Origin of the sequence: Streptomyces sp. PT12 (assembly GCF_003311645.1) — a bacterium.
Classification (GTDB): Bacteria; Actinomycetota; Actinomycetes; order Streptomycetales; family Streptomycetaceae; genus Streptomyces.
Genome location: NZ_QEST01000114.1, coordinates 1 through 18,982, shown reverse-complemented (window position 1 = coordinate 18,982; position 18,982 = coordinate 1). Strand labels below are relative to the sequence as shown.

At 72.4% G+C, this 18,982-nt stretch carries 18 protein-coding genes and 1 riboswitch; of the genes, 11 read left to right on the top strand and 7 right to left on the bottom strand.

Features of this window, described 5'->3' with window-relative positions; all coding sequences use genetic code 11:
• The first annotated feature begins 217 nt into the window (after positions 1-217).
• The 5 genes from DEH69_RS13250 to DEH69_RS13230 all read left to right on the top strand — a co-directional run bounded on the left by DEH69_RS13250 (position 218) and on the right by DEH69_RS13230 (position 5,349).
• Positions 218-553 (top strand): small secreted hydrophilic protein, encoded by a 336-nt coding sequence (locus tag DEH69_RS13250; protein WP_113687147.1) that lies wholly within the window; start codon positions 218-220, stop codon positions 551-553.
• On the top strand, positions 513-2,006 hold the full coding sequence (locus tag DEH69_RS13245) for a HAMP domain-containing sensor histidine kinase (RefSeq protein ID WP_113687146.1): 1,494 nt from the start codon (positions 513-515) through the stop codon (positions 2,004-2,006). The genes DEH69_RS13250 and DEH69_RS13245 overlap by 41 nt, the downstream gene beginning before the upstream one ends.
• Complete coding sequence (locus DEH69_RS13240) at positions 2,003-2,665, top strand: response regulator transcription factor (protein WP_113687145.1); 663 nt, start codon at positions 2,003-2,005, stop codon at positions 2,663-2,665. The genes DEH69_RS13245 and DEH69_RS13240 overlap by 4 nt, the downstream gene beginning before the upstream one ends.
• Before the next feature lie 85 nt (positions 2,666-2,750).
• Positions 2,751-4,166, top strand: a complete 1,416-nt coding sequence (locus DEH69_RS13235) for an SLC13 family permease (protein WP_113687144.1) — start codon at positions 2,751-2,753, stop codon at positions 4,164-4,166.
• A 10-nt stretch (positions 4,167-4,176) separates the two neighbouring features.
• Positions 4,177-5,349, top strand: coding sequence for a glycerate kinase (locus tag DEH69_RS13230; RefSeq protein ID WP_113687143.1), 1,173 nt, complete (start codon positions 4,177-4,179; stop codon positions 5,347-5,349).
• An 84-nt stretch (positions 5,350-5,433) separates the two neighbouring features.
• Here the strand turns inward: DEH69_RS13230 and DEH69_RS13225 are convergent, their stop codons facing one another.
• Positions 5,434-5,640 (bottom strand): hypothetical protein, encoded by a 207-nt coding sequence (locus DEH69_RS13225; RefSeq protein ID WP_113687142.1) that lies wholly within the window; start codon positions 5,638-5,640, stop codon positions 5,434-5,436.
• Positions 5,641-5,866: 226 nt separating this feature from the next.
• On the opposite strand from DEH69_RS13225, the gene DEH69_RS13220 reads away from it, so the two are divergent.
• Positions 5,867-6,589 carry a pentapeptide repeat-containing protein gene (locus DEH69_RS13220; RefSeq protein WP_309302790.1) on the top strand — a complete coding sequence of 241 codons (723 nt, stop codon included), beginning with the start codon at positions 5,867-5,869 and terminating at the stop codon, positions 6,587-6,589.
• Between the two features lie 84 nt (positions 6,590-6,673).
• Here DEH69_RS13220 and DEH69_RS13215 read toward each other — a convergent pair whose 3' ends face one another.
• The 3 genes from DEH69_RS13215 to DEH69_RS13205 all read right to left on the bottom strand — a co-directional run bounded on the left by DEH69_RS13215 (position 6,674) and on the right by DEH69_RS13205 (position 9,040).
• The gene (locus tag DEH69_RS13215) at positions 6,674-7,147 is read right to left on the bottom strand and encodes a Dps family protein (protein ID WP_113687140.1); all 474 of its coding nucleotides are present in this window, start codon (positions 7,145-7,147) and stop codon (positions 6,674-6,676) included.
• 286 nt (positions 7,148-7,433) lie between these two features.
• A complete protein-coding gene (locus DEH69_RS13210) occupies positions 7,434-8,207 on the bottom strand; it encodes an enhanced serine sensitivity protein SseB C-terminal domain-containing protein (protein WP_258534641.1) in 774 nt (257 codons plus the stop codon).
• Between the two features lie 65 nt (positions 8,208-8,272).
• Complete coding sequence (locus DEH69_RS13205) at positions 8,273-9,040, bottom strand: enhanced serine sensitivity protein SseB (protein ID WP_113687139.1); 768 nt, start codon at positions 9,038-9,040, stop codon at positions 8,273-8,275.
• Between the two features lie 293 nt (positions 9,041-9,333).
• A riboswitch (glycine riboswitch) is annotated at positions 9,334-9,429 on the top strand.
• Positions 9,430-9,585: 156 nt separating this feature from the next.
• Between DEH69_RS13205 and gcvT the strand changes: the two genes are divergently transcribed.
• The 4 genes from gcvT (at position 9,586) to DEH69_RS13185 (ending at position 13,348) form a co-directional block, all read left to right on the top strand.
• Complete coding sequence (gcvT, locus tag DEH69_RS13200) at positions 9,586-10,770, top strand: glycine cleavage system aminomethyltransferase GcvT (protein ID WP_113687181.1); 1,185 nt, start codon at positions 9,586-9,588, stop codon at positions 10,768-10,770.
• Positions 10,771-10,822: 52 nt separating this feature from the next.
• Positions 10,823-11,209, top strand: coding sequence for a glycine cleavage system protein GcvH (gene gcvH, locus DEH69_RS13195; RefSeq protein WP_113687138.1), 387 nt, complete (start codon positions 10,823-10,825; stop codon positions 11,207-11,209).
• A 7-nt stretch (positions 11,210-11,216) separates the two neighbouring features.
• Positions 11,217-12,599, top strand: a complete 1,383-nt coding sequence (locus DEH69_RS13190) for an L-serine ammonia-lyase (RefSeq protein WP_113687137.1) — start codon at positions 11,217-11,219, stop codon at positions 12,597-12,599.
• Positions 12,600-13,018: 419 nt separating this feature from the next.
• Positions 13,019-13,348 carry a hypothetical protein gene (locus DEH69_RS13185; RefSeq protein ID WP_147255562.1) on the top strand — a complete coding sequence of 110 codons (330 nt, stop codon included), beginning with the start codon at positions 13,019-13,021 and terminating at the stop codon, positions 13,346-13,348.
• 741 nt (positions 13,349-14,089) lie between these two features.
• Here DEH69_RS13185 and DEH69_RS13180 read toward each other — a convergent pair.
• The gene (locus tag DEH69_RS13180; protein ID WP_113687180.1) at positions 14,090-15,916 is read right to left on the bottom strand and encodes an IS481 family transposase; all 1,827 of its coding nucleotides are present in this window, start codon (positions 15,914-15,916) and stop codon (positions 14,090-14,092) included.
• A gap of 579 nt (positions 15,917-16,495) precedes the next feature.
• Here DEH69_RS13180 and DEH69_RS30980 point away from each other — a divergent pair.
• Positions 16,496-16,726, top strand: a complete 231-nt coding sequence (locus DEH69_RS30980) for a hypothetical protein (protein WP_147255560.1) — start codon at positions 16,496-16,498, stop codon at positions 16,724-16,726.
• A gap of 211 nt (positions 16,727-16,937) precedes the next feature.
• Here DEH69_RS30980 and DEH69_RS13170 read toward each other — a convergent pair whose 3' ends face one another.
• On the bottom strand, positions 16,938-18,110 hold the full coding sequence (locus DEH69_RS13170) for a hypothetical protein (protein ID WP_147255559.1): 1,173 nt from the start codon (positions 18,108-18,110) through the stop codon (positions 16,938-16,940).
• Positions 18,111-18,163: 53 nt separating this feature from the next.
• Complete coding sequence (locus DEH69_RS13165) at positions 18,164-18,907, bottom strand: ATP-binding cassette domain-containing protein (RefSeq protein ID WP_113687133.1); 744 nt, start codon at positions 18,905-18,907, stop codon at positions 18,164-18,166.
• Between the last annotated feature and the right edge of the window lie 75 nt (positions 18,908-18,982).

Genomic DNA, 18,982 nt, shown 5'->3' with positions numbered 1-18,982 from the left:
ACGTGTACGACCAATGCGGTCGTCACACAAGGGCATGGGGATGGCACATACCGTGACCGCTGCCCGGTCGGCGCTCAACTCGCCCTGATCGGCGGATAGTTGGCGCTCCGTCCCCCGATGAGTGAATCTTACGGAAGGCACCGATCCGTTCAACAATTAAGATTTCCTCATCTCCTCTTCATCCAGCGCATCGCCCTCCGAACGCAGCCTGGCACTCATGGCCTTCTCGCATCGCATGGCAGCTCTCGCGGCCGTTGTCCTCATACCCGTGGGCATCGCAGGCACGAGTTTCCTGCTCAGCGACGACCCCGCCCCGCCGACGGTCCCCTCCGACGTCGAGCTGGGCGAGCCGTCGTCGCCTTCCGCGCCACCCCCCACCGAGGAGCCCCGCGAGGAAGTCGTGCCGCGCCCCTCGGCGACCGAGGATCCCCTTGATGACGAGCCACAGCAGCCAGACCCGGGCCAGGATTCCGACGACGACGGCACCGACCTCGACGATGACGAAGGGACGGATGACGGGGCGGACGACGACGACGGGTTCGACGACGACTGACGGCAAGGCCCGCGCGCCTTCCCGCTTCTCTGCGCGCTTCAGGATCCTGGTGTGGCTCCTGGTGGTGATGACCGTCGCCCTCGCGACCGTGGTGCTGACGACGCGTTCGATCCTCCAGAGCGACCTGAACGAACGGATCGCGATGATCCTGACCCAGGAGACCGCCGAGTTCGACAACTTCGTGACGCACGGCCGCGATCCCGAGACGGGCCAGCCCTTCACCGACGCGCGCCAGCTGCTCACGGTCCACCTCCAGCGGCAGTTCCCCGAGCCCACCGAGGAGTTGCTCGGCTTCATCAGGGAGAGCCCGCGGCCCACGGTGATAAGGCAGCCGAGGGAGATCTCCACGCGTCTTCCGCTCTACGAGGACCGCGTCTCGCTCGAACGGATCGCCGACGCCCCCGAGCGCTCCGGCACGCTGCGCGCGGGAGGCGGCGAGGTCCGCTGGGCCAAGGTCCCGATCGCGGCGCGCGAGGGAGAGCCCGCCGCGATGTTCATCGTGGCCTTCCACGCCGACCGGGGGCAGTCATCGGTGAACAACGTCGTGGGCATCCTCCTGGCCATCTCGGGCGTGGCGCTGCTGATGACGTGCGCGGTCAGCTGGGCCGTGGCGGGCAGCATCCTCGCGCCGGTGCGGCTGGTGCGGGCGACGGCGGCGCAGCTGACCGAGCAGGACCTCACGCGCCGCATCCCGATCCGCGGCCGCGACGACATCTCGGCGCTCGCGGAGACGTTCAACGCGATGCTCGACCGGCTCGAGCGCGCCTTCGCCGTGCAGCGCCGCTTCGTCGACGACGCGGGGCACGAGCTGCGCACCCCGATCACGATCGTGCGCGGCCATCTGGAGCTGATGAGCCAGGGCGAGGGGCCCGACAGCGTGCGGGACCGGCGGGAGACGGTGCGGCTGGTCACCGACGAGCTCGACCGGATGAGCCGCATCGTGGAGGACCTGCTGCTGCTCGCCAAGACCGAGCGCCCCGACTTCGTACAGCCCGCCCCCGTGCAGCTGGCCGAGCTGACCGCCGACGTGTTCGTCAAGGCCAGGGCCCTGGGCGACCGGCGCTGGGAGCTGGCCGGGGTCGCCGAGTGCGAGATGTCGCTCGACGCCCAGCGCATCACCCAGGCCATGGTCCAGCTCGCGCAGAACGCCGTGCAGCACACCGAGCCAGGGCAACGGGTCTGGATCGGGTCGCAGCTGACGGACCGGGGCGCCCGGCTGTATGTCGCGGACACCGGGCCAGGCGTTCCCGCCGAGGACGCCGAGGTGATCTTCGAACGCTTCCGGCGCGGCACCACCGCGGGGCGGCGCGGGTCACGGGCGGGCGGGGGCAGCGGCGCCGGGCTCGGCCTTTCCATCGTCAAGGCGATCGCCGAGGGGCACCACGGCCGCGTCGAGCTGTGGACCACCCCCGGCGGGGGCGCCACCTTCGAACTCGTACTGGAGACCTCGTGAACCGCATTCTGATCGCCGAGGACGAGGAGCGCATCGCCTCCTTCGTCGAGAAGGGCCTGCGGGCCAACGGATTCATCACCACCGTCGCGGCGGACGGCGACGCCGCGTTCGACCACGCGGCGGGCGGCGGCTTCGACCTGGTGGTCCTGGACATCGGGCTGCCTGGCCGTGACGGCTTCACGGTGCTGCGGCAGCTGCGCGAGGCGCGGGTGTCGGTCCCCGTGATCGTGCTGACCGCGCGCGACTCGGTGCGGGACACCGTGGCGGGCCTCGAAGGGGGCGCGGACGACTGGATGACCAAGCCGTTCCGCTTCGAGGAGCTGCTGGCCCGGGTGCGGCTGCGGCTGCGCACGGCCGCCAGGGCGCCCGAGGTGACGGTGCTGCGCAGCGGCGACCTGAGCCTTGACCTGCGCACGCGGCGGGCGCGGACCGGGGAGGTGCTCGTGGACCTCACGGCGCGTGAGTTCGTGCTCCTTGAGCTGTTCCTCAGGCACCCGGGTCAGGTGCTCTCGCGCGAGCAGATCCTGTCGCACGTGTGGGGGTACGACTTCGATCCCGGGTCGAACATCGTGGACGTCTATGTGCGCGCGCTCCGCAAGAAGCTGGGGGCGGAGCGCGTCGAGACGGTGCGCGGAATGGGCTATCGACTGCCCCAGTGAGGACGGATGTTCGGGTGACATGCCGATGAAGTTGTCCTCATGGGAGGTTCATCCGGGGCTCACCGTCCGTTACCAGACTGAATGAGTGACCTTCACTTCCCGTCAGGCCATCACCCTGAGCGCCGCATTGAGCGTGAGCGGGTTGCTGCTGATCCCGGCGAACTTCCCGGGGCTCGGCGGCGACGCACGGATCACGCTCGTGGTGTTCGCGCTGGCCACCTGCGCCTGGATCGGCACCTCGCTCGACGACACCCTAGTGGCGCTCGGGGCCGGCCTCGCGCTCACCGTGACGGGGGTGACCAGCCCTGACGCGCTGTTCGGAACCCTGGGCGACGCCACGGTCTGGCTGCTGATCTGCGCGTTCGTGCTGGCCGCCGCCGTGGCGGGCAGCGGGCTCGCGGGGCGGGCGGCGGCGTTCCTGGTGGGCGGGGCGCGCACGGTGCGGCAGCTGATCCATCTGACGACGGCGGCGCTGGTGGTCTCGGCGTTCGCGGTGCCCGCCACGTCGGGCCGCGCGGCGCTCGCGCTGCCCGTCTTCCTGGCGCTGGCGCGGGCGTTGGGCGGGCGCAAGCGCCTAGTGGTCGCGCTGGCGCTGCTGTTCCCGACCGTCATCCTGCTCTCGGCCGTGGCCACGCTCATCGGCGCGGCCGCCCATCTGATCACCGTGTCGGTGCTGTGGGAGGTCACGGGCGAGCGCGTCGGCTTCCACCAGTGGCTGCTGCTCGGGCTGCCCCTCGCCGTGGTCTCCTCGCACCTGGCGGCCGAGGTGGTGCTGCTGGTGACCACCCGCCGCGAGGACCGGCGCGGTCCCGTGCTGATCACCGCGGAGGAGATCCAGCGGCACAGCGAGCGGCCGGTCACGGGCCGGTTCGCCCCTGAGGAAACGCGGTGCCTCGCGCTCCTCGGCACGGTGGTGGCGCTGTGGTGCAGTGAGCCGGTGCACGGGGTGGCGCCCGCCGTGGTCGCGCTCATCGGCGCGGTGATCGTGACGGCGCCCGCCCTGGGCACGATACGGCTCAAGGACGCCCTGTCGACCGTGCCCTGGTCGCTGCTGCTGTTCATGGCCACGACGATGGCGATGGGCATGGCGCTGACCGACTCGGGCGCGGCGGGCTGGCTGATATCCGGCATACCCGGCGGCGGTGCGGTCCCGACCTGGGCGTTCCTCGCGGTGGTGATCGCCGTCAGCACGGCGGCGCACCTAGTGCTCCAGTCGCGCTCCGCCCGTTCCAGCGTGCTGGTGCCCCTGGTGGTGGCCGCGGCGCCCGCCGCGGGGGTCGACCCGGTGGCCGCGGCGCTGGCCTCCACGGCGGCGGCGGGGTTCTGCCACACGTTGCCCGCGTCCGCCAAGCCGGTGGCGCTGTTCGCCGACGTCCCCGGCACCCCGACCTACACCCCGGGCGATCTGCTGCGGCTCTCGGCGGTGCTGGCGCCGCTCACCGCGGTGCTCGTCCTGGTGTTCGCGCTCGCTGTCTGGCCGCTGTTCGGCGTGGCTCCCTGAGGAGATACCGATGATCCCCCCCTACCGATTCGCCGTGGCCCCCAGCGGGCTCAAGGAGTCGCTGTCCGCCCCTGCGGCGGCCGAGGCCATCGCCGAGGGCCTGCTCAGAGCGGCGCCAGGGGCCGAGATCGATTTGCTTCCCCTGGTCGACGGCGGCGAGGGCACGGCCGAGGCGCTCGCCGCGGCGGGCGGCGGGCGGCTGGTGCGGTGCGCCGCCACCGGGCCCGTGGGCGTCCCCGTCGCCACCCACTTCGCCCTGCTCGACTCCACGGCGGTGGTGGAGATGGCCGCGGTGGCCGGGCTCTCCCGGGTCCCCCCTGACCTGCGGGACCCGGGAGCCACCACGACGCTCGGCGTGGGCCAGCTGATCGGGGCCGCCCTCGACACCGGCGTGCGGCGGGTGCTGGTGGGCTGCGGGGACTCGGGCACGTCGGACGGCGGCGCGGGCGCGTTGCAGGCGCTGGGCGCGCGGCTGCTCGACGCCGACGGCCGCGAGCTCGAGCCGGGCGGGCGGGCGTTGCTCCGGCTGGCGCGGATCGACGCCACGGGGCTCGACCCCCGGCTGCGCACCACCGAGATCGTGGTGGCGTGCAACCCGTACAACGTCCTGTGCGGGCCACGCGGCGTGGCGCGGGTCTTCGGGCCGCAGAAGGGGGCGGGGCCACGGGAGGTGGAGGAGCTTTCCGCGGCGCTCGACCGGTGGGCCGAGGTGCTGGAGCGGGACCTGGCGCCCCGGGGCATCGACCTGCGCTCCGGCGCGGGCACCGGCGCGTCGGGCGGCCTCGGCGCGGGACTGGCGGCGGTGGGCGCCCGGCTCGTGCCCCGGTTCGAGGTGCTGCTCGACCATCTCGACCTCAACGCCAGGCTAGGCCGCGCCGACCTGGTGGTGACGGCGGAGGGCGCGCTGGACGCGCAGACCTCACGGGGGAAGATCCCGGGCGAGGTGGCGCGCCGTGCCAAGGCGCTCGGCATCCCCGTGCTGGTGCTCGCTGGCACGATCGGCGAGGGGGCGCACGAGGTGCGGCTGCTCGGCGTGGACGCCTACAGCGGGATCCTGCCCGCGCCGGTGGCGCTGCCCGAGGCACTGGCGCGGGGCGGGGAGTTCCTGGCGGACGCCGCGGAGCGGGCCCTGCGCATGGTTCTGCTGGGCAGCCGCCTGGCCAGGGCGGCGGTGCGGGGGTGAGGCACGTCGTCCAGTGGCGGCCCGTTGCCCAGCCGCGGTGTCGCGGGGCCAGGTGTCAGGGTGCAAGGGCCGGATGCCGGGGTCCTAGCCCCACATGTCGGGGCCGCCGCCGCGCCATTCGAACAGCTCCTTGTCGCGCAGGTCCACGTCCTGGGGGTCGAGACCGGCCCTCCTGAGGAACTCGAGCAGTTCGGCGAGCGAGCGGGCGCGGCCCAGGATCTCGCCGTTCGCCCGCACCCGTCGGCCGCCGCCCGCGGTGAGCGGGTAGACGACAACGCGCACCCTGGCCATGCGCTCAAGCCTGCACCCACCGGGCACCGGGCGCAGCCCAGGGAGAGCAGAATGAGGGCGTGTCCAGCGGACCCGCTGTTCCCGGCCGCGGCCCCGACCGTTCCCCGGGCCGCGGCCGGGCCGCGGCCGCGCGCCCGGCCGCGGCCCGGAGCTGCGCGCCGACTGCGGGAGCTGCTTCGGGCTGTGCTGTGGGGCGCTGCCGATCGCCGCGTCGGCCGACTTCGCGGTGGACAAGCGGACCGGGGAGCCCTGCGGGCATGTGCGGGCCGACTTCGGCTGCGGCCTCCACGAGGGGCTGCGGGAGGCGGGGTTCCCGGGGTGCGCGGTGTTCGACTGCTTCGGGGTGGGGCAGCGGGTCTCGCGGGTGACGTTCGGCGGGCGGGACTGGCGGCGGCACCCGGGCGAGGCGCGGGCGATGTTCGCGGTGCTCCCGGTGATGCGGGAGCTGCACGAGCTGCTGTGGTACCTGCGCGAGGCGCTGGAGCCGCCGCGGGCGCCACCGCTGCGCGGGGAGCTGCGCCGCGCGTGGGACGAGGTCGCGGCCCTGGCGGAGGGCGGTGCACGGGAGTTAGAGGCCCTCGATGTGGCGCCGCACCGGCGGCGGGTCGGGGAGCTGCTGGGGCGGGCCAGCGAGCTGACGCGCGTGGCCGTCCCCGGCCGCCGACGCGACCACAGGGGGGCGGACCTGGTCGGGGCGCGGCTGGCGGGCGCGCCTGCGCGGGGCGACGCTGCGCGGGCCCTGCTGATCGGCGCGGATCTCGGCAGCGTGGACCTGCGCGACGCCGACCTGCTGGGCAGCGACCTGCGCGGCGCGGATCTGGCGGGGGCGGATCTGGCGGGGGCGGATCTGCGGGGCGCGTTGTTCCTGACGGCCGAGCAGGTGGCCTCCGCCCACGGCAGCGCGAACACCCGCCTCCCCACCGCCCTGCCCCGCCCTCGGCAGTGGTGACGGCGCCCTGGTGACGGCGGCTCTCGGCGTCCCGGTACCCTTCGGGGCCGGGACGCCGAGAGCCGGGGAGGTGGGCCTGCGGCCTCAGCCCGCGTTCTCGGCCTGGAACATCCAGTGGTGCTTCTCCAGCTCCTTCGTCAGCTGGATCAGCACATCCTCGGTGACGGTGTCGACCGGGCCGACCTCGTCGAGGCGCTCACGCATCCGGACGATGACCGCGCCGAGGGCGTCGACCATCGTGCGGATGGCCTCGTCGTCCTTCTGCCAGCCCTCCGCGATCGGGGAGATGCCCGTGCGGGCCGCGACCGTGGCAGCGCGGCCGTCGGGGGAGAGGCCGAGGGCGGCGGCGCGTTCGGCGACCGTGTCGGAGTGCGACCGCGCGGTCTCCACCACCTCGTCGAGCTGGAGGTGGACCGAGCGGAAGCGGGCGCCGACGATGTTCCAGTGGGTCTGCTTGGCGACCAGCGAAAGATCGATGAGGTCCACCAGGGCACCCTGGAGCGCCTCCCCGACGGTCTTCAGTGTGGCGTCCGGCAGTGTGCTCTTGATGGCGTACATGCGGTGCCTCCCCTTTCGGAGCTCGTGCGTCCGGCGACGCGTCGGTGGCGACGCGTGGCGCCACCGCACCGGGTACCCCCCTCCCGCCACCGCAACCGATCGGAGCGCGACCGCCTCCACCGCCGACCACGGCGCGGGATACCGGGGCCGCCGTCCCAGACTGAGAGCCGCGGGCCAAGGGGCGAGAGCCGAGCGCCGCGGGCCAAGGGGCGAGGGGCGCGCTGCCCGGCCCGGCGCGACGGGGCGGGGCGGGGCGGGGCCCGGCGCGGCGGGGCACGCGCCTTGGTCAGTAGGGCCCGGGGTAGCCGTATCCGTGCGGGCGGGGCGCAGGGCCCGGGCCCGAGCGGTGGACGCCGTCGCGGTCGTAGAACGGGCGGGCGTTGGCCCGCAGCCACATCGCCACGGGGTCGAACGCGTCCGCCATCGCGACCGTGCCCACCGGCAGCCCGTCCGGCACGGCGGAGATCGCCTGCCGCATCATGTGCCGCACGGCCTGGGCGGTGCGCTCGCCCGGCTCGTCCACCTCGAGGCCGATCACCAGGTACGCGGGGCCCACCGCCGGGCGCACCCAGGCCCGGCGCAGGCTGCGCAGCACCGGCGTGCGCCGGGCGTGCAGGGTGAGCCGCTCGTAGAACGCGTCGGCGCGGATGCTGGGCTCGCTGATCACCAGGGGCCCGGCGGGGAGCCGGTCGAGGCCGCCCGCGATGCGGCGCAGGTCGAGCCAGGGGATGCCGAGACCGCCGCCCGGGGCATGGGGGTTGAGCCATAGGCCCCAGTGCTCGGGGTAGAGCGCCGCGGCGATGTCGCGGCCTCCGACCACCTCGTGGCTGCGGGTCCAGCCGCTCTCGCGCAGCTCGCGCTCGGAGGTGACGCAGGGCGCGTACCCGTGGCCCTCCACCTCGACGCTGCCGTACTGCGCCTCGGGCTCCCCCGGGCCGCCGTGCCACAGCAGCATCCACACCTGGCTCTCGGCGAGCGCGGCCAGCAACTCCTCGTAGGCGTCGAGGCGATCGGGGGTGATCCGCGGCAGCAGAGCCTCGACGCCTTCTCCCGCGCTCACCTCGGACCTGACCTCCTCGCGCCGCGCCCGCCAGCCTCCCCTCACATGCCCGTCACGGCACCGGCTTAGGCGTCCCGCGAGTAGAAGGGCTTCACACACTCCCGCAACCAGTCCACCACGGGATCGTCCGCGGCATCCAGCAGGACGAGCTGCACCGGCCAGACGACGGGGCAGGCGGCAAGGGCGCGGCCCAACGCGCCGTTCACCGTCTGCTGGACGTCCGGGTCGACCCGGTCCAGCTCCACGCCGAGGAAGAGCGAGGGCGGGCCGCCCTCCGCGCTGGCCAGGCCGCGCCTGGCCGTCCGCACCAGCCCCAGGGCGGCCAGCTCGGTGGCCGCGGTGCGCAGGAAGTCCATCGGCTCGTCCTGCCAGTCGGGCTGGAACAGCCGCATCCGCGCGCCGGTGGGCACGCCGGGGGCGCGCTGCCCCGGGGTGGTGCGGCACAGCTGCGCGACGGCCGCGGGCGGCAGGGGTATGCCGACGGTGCCACCTGGGTTCACCGCGATGCCGACCTGGGGCGGCAGCCCGCGGGCGAAGTCCCGCGAGGGCGCCACGCTGAACGGCAGGTGCGAGGCACCGCCCAGGTGCAGCTGCTCGGCCGAGCTGAACACCGGGACATACACCCCGCCGTACAGGTCCACGGTCGGCAGGTCGAGGGTGCGGCTGGCGGGGCCGCCGCCCTCGGGCAGGGGTATCCACAGGCTGCTGCGCCCCAGCACCTCGAGGACCCGGGGCCCCGCGTCCTTGGCGCCCAGCACGGCCGCCAGGGTCTCCTCAAGCTCGTTGCTCGGCCAGCCGCCCCCGAAACCCGGGCCCTGCCGTGGAACGCTCATCTCGCTCGACCACCATCTCGTCACATACCAAGTCCGGCCACGGCGATCCCGCCACCGCTCTCCAGCCATCGCGGCCCGCCACACGGTCCGGCCGACCACCGAGGTCCGCCACCACGGCCGGATCGCCGCATTCGGAACCCTAACGGCTGCCCGCCCCCGACCCCCGCCCGTTGTCCACAACCCCAGCCGTTCATGCGATGATGTGCCAGCGACATCCCGTTTCACCCCGTATCACCACGCACGACTTCACCACCCACGACTTCCCCACGCACGACAACCGCACAACGGCCGTTCGACCACGCGCGGGAGAGTCCCCGGTCCATCCACCGGGGCGCCGAAGGAGCAAGACCTCCCTTGAATCTCTCAGGCCCCCTTACCGCGCGCGGGAGGCACATCTGAAAAGCGGGCCTGCCGCCTGACCCCTGGCGGGCCCCACCCACGGTGCAAGCCACCGGCCCCGCGCGGGTCGTGGCGAACCTCTCAGGTGCCGATGACAGATGGGGAGGGCGCTGCCGCCCTCGACCATGCCCTTCTGGAGCGAGCCCATGACGGACGACACCCCCGACGCCCCCCGCGCCGCACACACGTCCCGCGCCGCACACACGTCCCACGCCACGCACGCCCCCCGCGCCACGGCCCTCGACGCCGTCCACCGCGCCCTCGGCGCCACCATGACCGACTTCGCGGGCTGGTCGATGCCGCTGCGCTACGGCAGCGAACGCGCCGAGCACCAGGCCGTGCGGACCGCCGCGGGCCTCTTCGACCTCTCCCACATGGGCGAGGTCACCGTCGAGGGCCCCGCAGCGGGCGACCTGCTCGACCACGCGCTGGTCGGCCGCCTCGGCGCGCTGCGCGTGGGCCGCGCCCGCTACACCATGATCTGCGACGCGAACGGCGGCATCCTCGACGACCTCATCGTCTACCGGCTGGCCGACGACACGTTCCTCGTCGTCGCCAACGCGGCCAACGCCGCCACCGTCCTGGCCGCCCTGACCGAGCGCGGCGCGGGGTTCGACGCGGCCGTCAGGGACGACAGGGACGCCTACGCGCTGCTCGCCGTGCAGGGCCCGGCCTCGCCCGCGATCCTGGGCCGCCTGACCGACGCCGACCTGCCGGGGCTGAAGTACTACACCGGCCTGCCCGGCGCGGTCGCCGGGCGCAGGGCGCTGATCGCCCGCACCGGATACACCGGCGAGGACGGCTTCGAGCTGTTCTGTGCCCCGGCCGACGCCGAGCCGCTGTGGCACGCGCTCACCGAGGCCGGGCGCGAGGACGGCCTGGTCCCCTGTGGCCTCGCGTGCCGCGACACGCTGCGCCTCGAGGCGGGCATGCCCCTCTACGGCAACGAACTGACCACCGCCACCACCCCGTTCGACGCCGGTCTCGGCCGGGTCGTCAAGCTGGACAAGCCGGGCGACTTCGTCGGCCGCGGCCCCCTGGAGGCCGCCGCCGCCCGCGCCGCGTCGCGGCCGCCGCGCGCCCTGGTCGGCCTGGTCGCCCGCGGCCGCCGCGTGCCCCGCTCGGGCTACCCCGTGGTCGACGCCTCGGGCGCCGTCATCGGCGAGGTCACCTCGGGGGCGCCCTCGCCCACCCTCGGCCGCCCCATCGCGATGGCCTATGTCAGCCCCGAGCACGCCGCGCCCGGCACCGAGGGCGTCGGCGTGGACATCCGCGGCACCGTCGAGCCGCACGACGTGGTGGCGCTGCCGTTCTACGCCCGCACCACGTGACGTCGTAACCGCCCACCACCCCTCCCCCCAGGTTCAGGAGAAGATCACCGCCATGAGCACCCCCGAGCAGCTGCGTTACAGCAAGGAGCACGAGTGGCTCTCCGCCGTCGAGGACGGCGTGGCCACGGTCGGCATCACCGAGTACGCCGCCAACGCGCTGGGCGACGTCGTCTTCGTCCAGCTCCCCGAGGCCGGAGCGACCGTCAGCGCGGGCGAGACCTGCGGCGAGCTGGAGTCGACCAAGTCGGTCAGCGACCTCTACTCCCCCGTCACCGGCGAGGTCACCGAGGTTAACCAGACCGTGGTCGACGACCCCGCGCTGGTCAACTCCGCCCCGTACGAGGCCGGTTGGCTGTTCCGGGTGCGGCTCGACCCCGCCGCTGGCGAGCCCGCCGACCTGCTGTCAGCTGCCGAGTACACCGACTTCACCAGCGAGTGATCCGGCCGTGGCCCTCTCCGCGTTCGACCTGTTCTCCATCGGGATCGGCCCTTCGAGCTCGCACACGGTCGGCCCGATGCGGGCGGCCCTGATGTTCGCCCGGCGGCTGAAGAGGGAGGGGCTGCTCGCGCACACGGCCGCCGTCCACGCGGAGCTGTTCGGCTCGCTCGGCGCGACCGGGCACGGCCATGGCACCCCCAAGGCCGTGCTGCTCGGCCTTGAGGGCCACGCCCCCGACACCGTGGATGTGACGCGCGCCGACGACGAGGTGGCGCGTGTCCACGCCACGCGGCGGCTGCGGCTGCTCGGCGCCGAGGTCGGCGACGCGCACACCGTGCCGTTCGACCCCGACACCGACCTGGTGCTCCACCGGCGCCGCGCGCTGCCCTACCACGCCAACGGCATGACCCTGCGCGCCGACGACGCGGAGGGCGTGACACTGCTCGCCAAGACGTACTACTCGGTCGGCGGCGGCTTCGTCGTGGAAGAGGAGGCGGTGGGCGCCGACCGCGTCCGGCTGGACGACACGGCGCTGCGCCACCCCTTCCGCACGGGCGACGAGCTGCTGCGGCTGACCCGCGAGACGGGCCTGTCGGTCTCGGCGCTGATGCTTCACAACGAACGCTCCTGGCGCACCGACGACGAGATCCGGGCCGGGCTGCTGCGGATCTGGGCCGTGATGCGCGAGTGCGTGGAACGCGGCCTGCGCCAGGAGGGCGTGCTCCCTGGCGGCCTCAAGGTGCGCCGCCGCGCCGCGGCCTCCGCGCGGCGGCTGCGCGCCGAGGGCGGCGGCGGGGACCGGGCGCTCGAGTGGGTGACGCTCCACGCGATGGCGGTCAACGAGGAGAACGCCGCGGGCGGCCGCGTCGTGACCGCCCCGACCAACGGCGCCGCGGGCATCATCCCCGCGGTCATCCGCTACTACCTCGACCATGTGCCGGGCGCGGACGAGGACGGCGTGGTCAGGTTCCTGCTGGCGGCCTCGGCGATCGGGATGCTGTTCAAGGAGAACGCGTCCATCTCGGGCGCCGAGGTCGGCTGCCAGGGCGAGGTGGGCTCGGCCTGCTCGATGGCCGCGGGTGGCCTGGCCGAGGTGCTCGGCGGCTCGCCGGAACAGGTCGAGAACGCCGCCGAGATCGGCATCGAGCACAACCTCGGCCTGACGTGCGACCCGGTCGGCGGCCTGGTCCAGATCCCGTGCATCGAACGCAACGGCATGGCCGCCGTGAAGGCGATCACCGCGGCCCGCCTGGCCCTGCGCGGCGACGGCCGCCACCGTGTGTCGCTCGACCAGGCGATCCGCACGATGAAGGAGACCGGCGCCGATATGTCGGTCAAATACAAGGAGACCGCGCGCGGCGGCCTCGCGGTGAACATCATCGAGTGCTGACCGCACCGCCCCTGACGTGCGAGAACAGCTCTTTCACGTCTATCCGGCCCTTTCTGGCCCGCACGGTGGAAAGTCCCTGGAAACTCCCTCGGACAGGGCGGAATGTCCCTGAAAAGTCCCTGGAGCATCCCCGAGGGGCGGGGCGCTGACCAGCCTGTCCGCAGGGCTGTAAGCAGGAGTCCGGCCTCTCAGGCAGCCCTGCGCCCCCAACCCGCCGTCACGGGATCCTTCGCGCCCGGGACAGGACCGGGCGGTGCCCAGCCGCCATCCTGCATTGCGCGATCCGGACTCCCGACAGGCATCCAGGGGCCATAACCTCCGTCAACCACCTGCGTCAGAACTCCTGCGGCCGTCAGCGTCGGACTCATAATCCGTCGGCCGTGAGTCTTTTCCAACCTCGGATGGTGAGGACGGATGTGGTGGCTAGGAGGAACTCCGATGGACATGGCGGCGGGGGCATCCACCGCGCCGAGACACCGCCCTCTCCTGCCGGGCAGGGTGAGGCGGGCGGTGCGGGCCGGGGCCGGGTGCCGGTAGGCGGTGCCCGCGCCGCGGCCTTCGAACGCGGCCTCGCCGCCGCCCGCCAGTGCCGCGACCGGGAGGGCGCCCTGGACGGCGTGAGCCGCAAGCACGTCGAGACCGTCATCGACGGCGACGGCGCCACCGAGATCAAGCTCGGAGTGTGGCTGGCGAACCAGCGCCGCCCTCGCCCACGCCGTCACCGCACGCCTGACCGCGCACCCCACTGACTTTGCCACGCTGCGCGGCCTTCCCGCAGAACCCCCGCATCACCACCCGGCTACCAGCGAAGACCAGCCCGTCACCGCCACCCGCACCACGCCCAGCGGCAAGGTCCACATCCCCGCCCACCACGCATGGGCGTGGTACCCCGAATGCGCCGAACCGCCCCTACTGCCGCCTTACGCGCCCCCGCTGACCGATGAACCGGCGCCCACCCTCCCGGCTCGAATGACGCCTCCTGCACCCGCCCCAAAGCCGGAGCAGATCCACGCGCTCATCAGCGACGCTGCAGCACAGGCACACGCGCACCTGCATGGCACAACCCGGCTCGAATGCGCACTACGCGAGGACGCACTACGACTCACGGCCACAATGCCCGGAGCCCGCCTTCCCGAAACGGCCGAGCGTCTGGCCATCGATATTGCCGATCTGCGAGAACTCATCTCGGCGCACACGCCGCCCTCCCACTGCGGCCCTAACCAGACAGCTGGGACCTGAGGTACTGAGGGCTTCGCACCCCGCACACGCAAGGCGTCAGCCCAGCTCCTCCGCAGAACCCGCACCGCCGCAGGTGAATACCGGTCCCCTGCTGGCCCGCTGCTGGCCCGAGACGTAAACGAACCCACCGGAGCCGAGCGGACGCACAGACACCCCGCCACACAACGATACCCCTCCTGACCAGGCAGTTTCCGGATAATGGCGCACGCGGCAGTACTCAGCACAACGGGCCGGATTGTCGGTGTGAGGTCTCAGGACTTCCTTGGCGCTTTGTCGTCAGGACTTCCTTGACGTTTCTTCTGGGTGCCCGTGCCTTTGACGTAGAGCCTGGTGATCGGTCTGGGGTTCTTGCGGGGTCTGACGGCGAGTTCGTCCTCGCCGTGGAGGATCCGGAAGTGGGTGTCCTCGATGATGACGGTCACGATCTTCCCGACGTGGCGGGGGCCGAGCTTGATGAACTGGCCGGCCACCATGATCCTGCCGCTGGCGTGCACCTTGCGCTGGGCCCGGATCGCCCCGGCCGGCAGGGGCGGCGGGGGCAGTGGCGACGCAGCGGTCCGTGCCCCGTGGATCTGTCCCAGCCGGTCTGCGGAGACCGGGCAGGGCCAGGTGCCCATCAGCGCGTTGTCCGCGATGGCGTGCATGAGGTGCCCGTCCAGCCGGAGAGTGATCGTGCGGCCCGCGAGAGCGAAGCCGACCTGGTGGCGCCCGCTGGCCAGGCAGACGGTCCCGTCGCGCTGGACCCTGCGGTCGACCTCGACCGGTTCGCCGGCGGCGAGCATGGCCTTCCCACTGCGGGCCCTGGGCAGAGCGGCGGGTGCGGGTTCGGGACCGGCTGGGCGGGCGCCGTAGCGCATGGTGAGGTAGGCGATGTCCTCCGGCCGCAGCCGGGACGGGACCGTGGTGACCAGGTGCCCGTCGAGCCGGAAGTGGACGCTGCGGTGGTTCGCCCAGACCGTCAGTGTCCGCCCGGCCAGGGCCTGGTGGATGCCGACCCGCTGCCGGCCGGTGACCAGGGTGATCTCGCCGCTGGGCGGCACCCGCACCTCGAACTCCACCGCAGTCCCGTGCGGCGGCAGGACAGGCGGCTCAACAACATCCATGGCCAACCCGCCCTCTCGCGCAGCCTGTTCGGGCTGCACATCGTCGATGCGTGCGGGGGCGTGGGGGCGGAAGAGGCTGACCGGAGTGGCCATGCTCAGGGCCTGATGCGGGCGGGAGTGGTTGTAGGCGTGCACCCATCCGTCGACCGCCTCCTGGGCCGCGGCGAGCGAGGCGAACGGCACCACGTGATCGAGGAATTCCTCGCGCAGAATGCGGTGAAACCGCTCGATCTTGCCCGTGGTGGTGGGCGAACGCGGCTTCGTCAGCCGCTGGGTGATGCCGTTCTCCCGGCAGATGCGCTCAAACAGCACCTCCACCGGCTGGGGGCGCGTATGGCGGCCGGTGAACTGCTTGCCGTTGTCCGTCAGGACCTCGAAGGGCACTCCGTAGCGGCGCATCGCCGCGGTGAAGGCCGAGCACACCGCGCGGGCGCTGGGGACCGGAACGACGGAGGCGATCACGACGAACCGGGAATGGTCGTCGATGCCGGTGACCATCTTGCACTCCCGCCCATCGGCCAGCGGCACCCCGCCGACCAGGTCCATCTGCCACAGATGCATGGGGGCCTCGCGCCGCCACCGCCGGTACTGGCGAGGATGCTCCTGTTCCTGGGCACGTACCAGTCCGTTGCGGGACAGCACCCGGTGCACCGTCGCCCGGGACGGCGCCTGCTCCGGCCCGCGGCGGGCCAGCTCGTGCGAGATCCGGCGGGCACCCCACCGAGGGTGCTGCCGACGCAACTGGCAGATCTCGGCCTCGGCCTCGGCAGACAGCCGCGTGGGGCTGTTCCGGGGCCGCCGGGACCGATCCAGCAGACCCGGCATGCCCTCCTGCTCGAACCGTCGGCGCCAGCTGTGCAGTGTCTGGCGCGAGGTGCCGTACCGGGCCGCGACCTCACCGATCGGAGACCCGCCCAGCACCTCGCGGACAGCCCGGTAGCGGTACTCGGCCAACTGCTGCACATCCACGAACACCGACCGAACCACCCCAGCCCCACCAGCGGACGGGAGATCACGGAAGTTCAGCCGAACGTGTCAACCATGTCCAGAGCACAAACCGTCAAGCATCTCCTGAGACCCCACACCGACACCGGATCACGGCGGACTGGCCATGGGCCGACTCCACATCCCCAGACCCACCCCCTCCCCCAGCAACCCTCTGAAGCAGGACCTTCGATCGATCGGGCACGGAACTGACCTCCTCAGCGCACAGCGCATGCCCACCGCTCCAGGAACCGAATAGTGCCCACGGCGCGTGAGCCGCCGCCCGGCTCGTTTCGGTGCTCACAGGAGTGTCATGAATCAGGTGGGCACCCGCTGTTACAGGCCGGATCGGCGAGGGCCTGCTGTGGGCCGGACCAAGAGATGAGGGAGTGCGGTGCACGCCAGTCCGGCACAGAAGAGAGCGCTGGCCTGGGTGAAGGCCAGGAGGGAATCCGGCTCGTGCAGGGGCCAGGCCCAGAAAGCGGGTGAGCCGTTGGCGACTCCGAAGGCGGCGCAGCTAATGGGCAGGAGGGCGACGGTCGCTGCTGTGAGGCGGGGATTGCCGAGCAGTTGGAGGAGGAGAGTGAGTCCGAGATAGCCGAGCAGGTTGCGGGCCATGCCGATACCGACTGCTCCTCCGCCCATTGCTACTTGCGCCGCACCCACTGCAAGGGCTGCGGCGGCGCATGTCATGACCAGGGCTGCGTCCAGGGGCCATACGGCGCGGGCCCCGGTGCCTTCCATGGCGGGGACGGCCCGTGCCTGGCCCTGGAGGAGCAGGCATACGGGCAGCAGCGGTAGCAGGAACGGCAGTGGCAAGGGGAAGGAGATGCCTCCGACCAGGACAGGGACGGGGACAGTGAGAGAGTCCGCGAGGGTGCCAAGCAGCGCGCAGAGGGCCAGTGCCGCTGCGATGGGGCGGGCCAGGCGGATGCGAAGCCACCAGTCCATGGGCATCCTTCCCGACCGGGGCGGCCCGGTCGTGTGCCTGACAGGCGGAGGGTGGGGGCGGTCAGAGGTAATGTGCCGGGTCAAGGTTGGGGTGCTGGTCGCAGACGGTGAGAGTGGGTGCATTGCGCTGGAACCACTCCTGCTGGGCCGGCTGAGGCAGTTCCCGTACTCGTTCGGCGATCTCCACCTCCTGTGGGATGTAGCGGCCCGCGAGAGAAACCGGGTCGACCCCGGCGGTCAGGGAGAGCCAGGCATGGAGGGGGCCGAAGGCGAGGTTCCCGGGCCAGTCTCCGCGGGATGCGCAGGCAGGGATGTCGTTGGGGAGAACACCGAAGGCAACCAGGCCGATGACGTCGTCGCGCCGCGGTGCAGCTGACATCGGGGTGATCTCGGCACGGACGGAGATTCCAGCGGCCTCCAGGCGGTCGTGCGCCTCGCCTGCCCAGCGGGTGATCTCGGCGGCCGACCGGCGCTGTTCCGGCCACAGGCACACGCGCGGCTCGGCGCCGGTGCAGGAACGCTCGGCGGCGGGACGGTCCTGGGCCGCAGCATAGCCAAGGGGCTGGGCGATCCAGGCGCCGGTGGCGATGAGGCTACCCAGGGCGACAACAGCGGGGATTTGGTAAAGGCGGCGCCGCATGGACCACAGCCAGGCCGCTGCGATCATGCCCATCGCGACCACGGCGGGGGCGATGATCCCGCGAGTCGCCACGGTCTGGTCGATGGCACAGCATTCGGCGATGTTGGTGCCGTTGAGCTGCCGGACCCAGAAGGCCGGCAGTGCCGCCGGGTAGGCCATCCACAGGAAGCTCCCCACCAGTGCCACCGGCACTGCCAGGGCACGCAGAGCCGAAAGCCCAAGCACGTAGCCGACGACCGTATGCGCGGCAACGACGAGAAGTTGGAGCGCCATGACCGGCAGCGAGGGCCAGCCGGGATAGCCCATGGCCTGGGGCGCCAGGAGTGAGACGGCGAGAGCCACCGAGAGGCCGCCGAGCAGGAGGGTCGGGGCGAGCGCGGTCAGCGCCACAGCCACTGGCGAACGGGTGGGCGCGCCTTCCAGGACCGCCGAACGTCGGACTCGGGTACCTTCCCACGCGCCGCAGGCGGCCACCGCCGGTGCAGTCCACACGAGCAGGAAGGTGCTCTGGGCCGTGACGGACTCCCAATATCCGCGGGTGACCAGCTCCGTCACGTTCCCGCTGTAGGCAAGCAGCCACAGGATCAGGAACACGCCGAAACGGGGTGCGACAGAAGCGCGCAGGAGACTACGCCAGGGCACGATCGTCACACCTCCCCGGCGACCAGGCGGGCGTAGGCGGCTTCGGCGCGTCTGTCGTCTGCCGTCCGCTCCGGCGCTAGGTCCAGGAAGGACCCGATGGAACCCTGATGATGCACCCTCCCGCTCTCGAGCAGGATCACCGTGTCGTAGGTCTCGGCCAGATCCTCTGTCTGGTGGGTGGAGACCACGAAGTGAGTGTCATCCTTCAATTTGTCGATCAGCTCCCGCAGAACCCGACGCTGGACCGGGTCGAGTCCGGCCGACGGCTCATCCAGCAGCACTAACTCCGCCTGGTGTACCAGCGTCTGGGCGATACCGAGCCTCCGCAGTTGCCCACCGGACAATTGGGAGCTGGGCCGCTCGGCGAGTTTCCCCAGCCCGACACGCTTGAGAGCGTCCTCGGAACGGTCCCAGGCCTCCCGGCGGGAGAGCCCCTTCAACCAGCCGGCGTAGGCGATCTGTTCTCGCACCCGCAGGGCAGGGACAGGTGCTACCTGTTGGGGCAGCCAGCCCACCTTCCGGCGGTAGGCCGCCAGATCACGCCTGCTGCGCGTGTCCAGGCCGCCGAGTGTGACACGGCCGGAGCCCGGGCGGAGCGCAGAGGCAGCCAGACCGAGCACAGTGGACTTCCCGGCGCCGTTCGGCCCCAGGAGGACTGTGCACCCCGGTGGCAGCCGCAAGCTCAGATCGCTGAGGACACTCACTCCGCGGCGGTATGCGAAGGAGCAGTGCTCGATCTCGATGGGCATAATGCTTGCCGTATTCCTGACTAGTAGATTGTCGCGTCTAAGTGTTGTTCTGGTTGGTTGGGGTCGGGCAGGCTT

Bases quoted from the DNA above. Each gene is read 5' to 3' on its own strand.
- DEH69_RS13250 (WP_113687147.1), top strand. From the start codon at position 218: ATGGCCTTCTCGCATCGCATGGCAGCTCTCGCGGCCGTTGTCCTCATA.
- DEH69_RS13245 (WP_113687146.1), top strand. From the start codon at position 513: ATGACGGGGCGGACGACGACGACGGGTTCGACGACGACTGACGGCAAG.
- DEH69_RS13230 (WP_113687143.1), top strand. From the start codon at position 4,177: ATGATCCCCCCCTACCGATTCGCCGTGGCCCCCAGCGGGCTCAAGGAG.
- DEH69_RS13225 (WP_113687142.1), bottom strand. From the start codon at position 5,640: ATGGCCAGGGTGCGCGTTGTCGTCTACCCGCTCACCGCGGGCGGCGGC.
- DEH69_RS13215 (WP_113687140.1), bottom strand. From the start codon at position 7,147: ATGTACGCCATCAAGAGCACACTGCCGGACGCCACACTGAAGACCGTC.
- DEH69_RS13205 (WP_113687139.1), bottom strand. From the start codon at position 9,040: ATGAGCGTTCCACGGCAGGGCCCGGGTTTCGGGGGCGGCTGGCCGAGC.
- gcvT (WP_113687181.1), top strand. From the start codon at position 9,586: ATGACGGACGACACCCCCGACGCCCCCCGCGCCGCACACACGTCCCGC.
- gcvH (WP_113687138.1), top strand. From the start codon at position 10,823: ATGAGCACCCCCGAGCAGCTGCGTTACAGCAAGGAGCACGAGTGGCTC.
- DEH69_RS13165 (WP_113687133.1), bottom strand. From the start codon at position 18,907: ATGCCCATCGAGATCGAGCACTGCTCCTTCGCATACCGCCGCGGAGTG.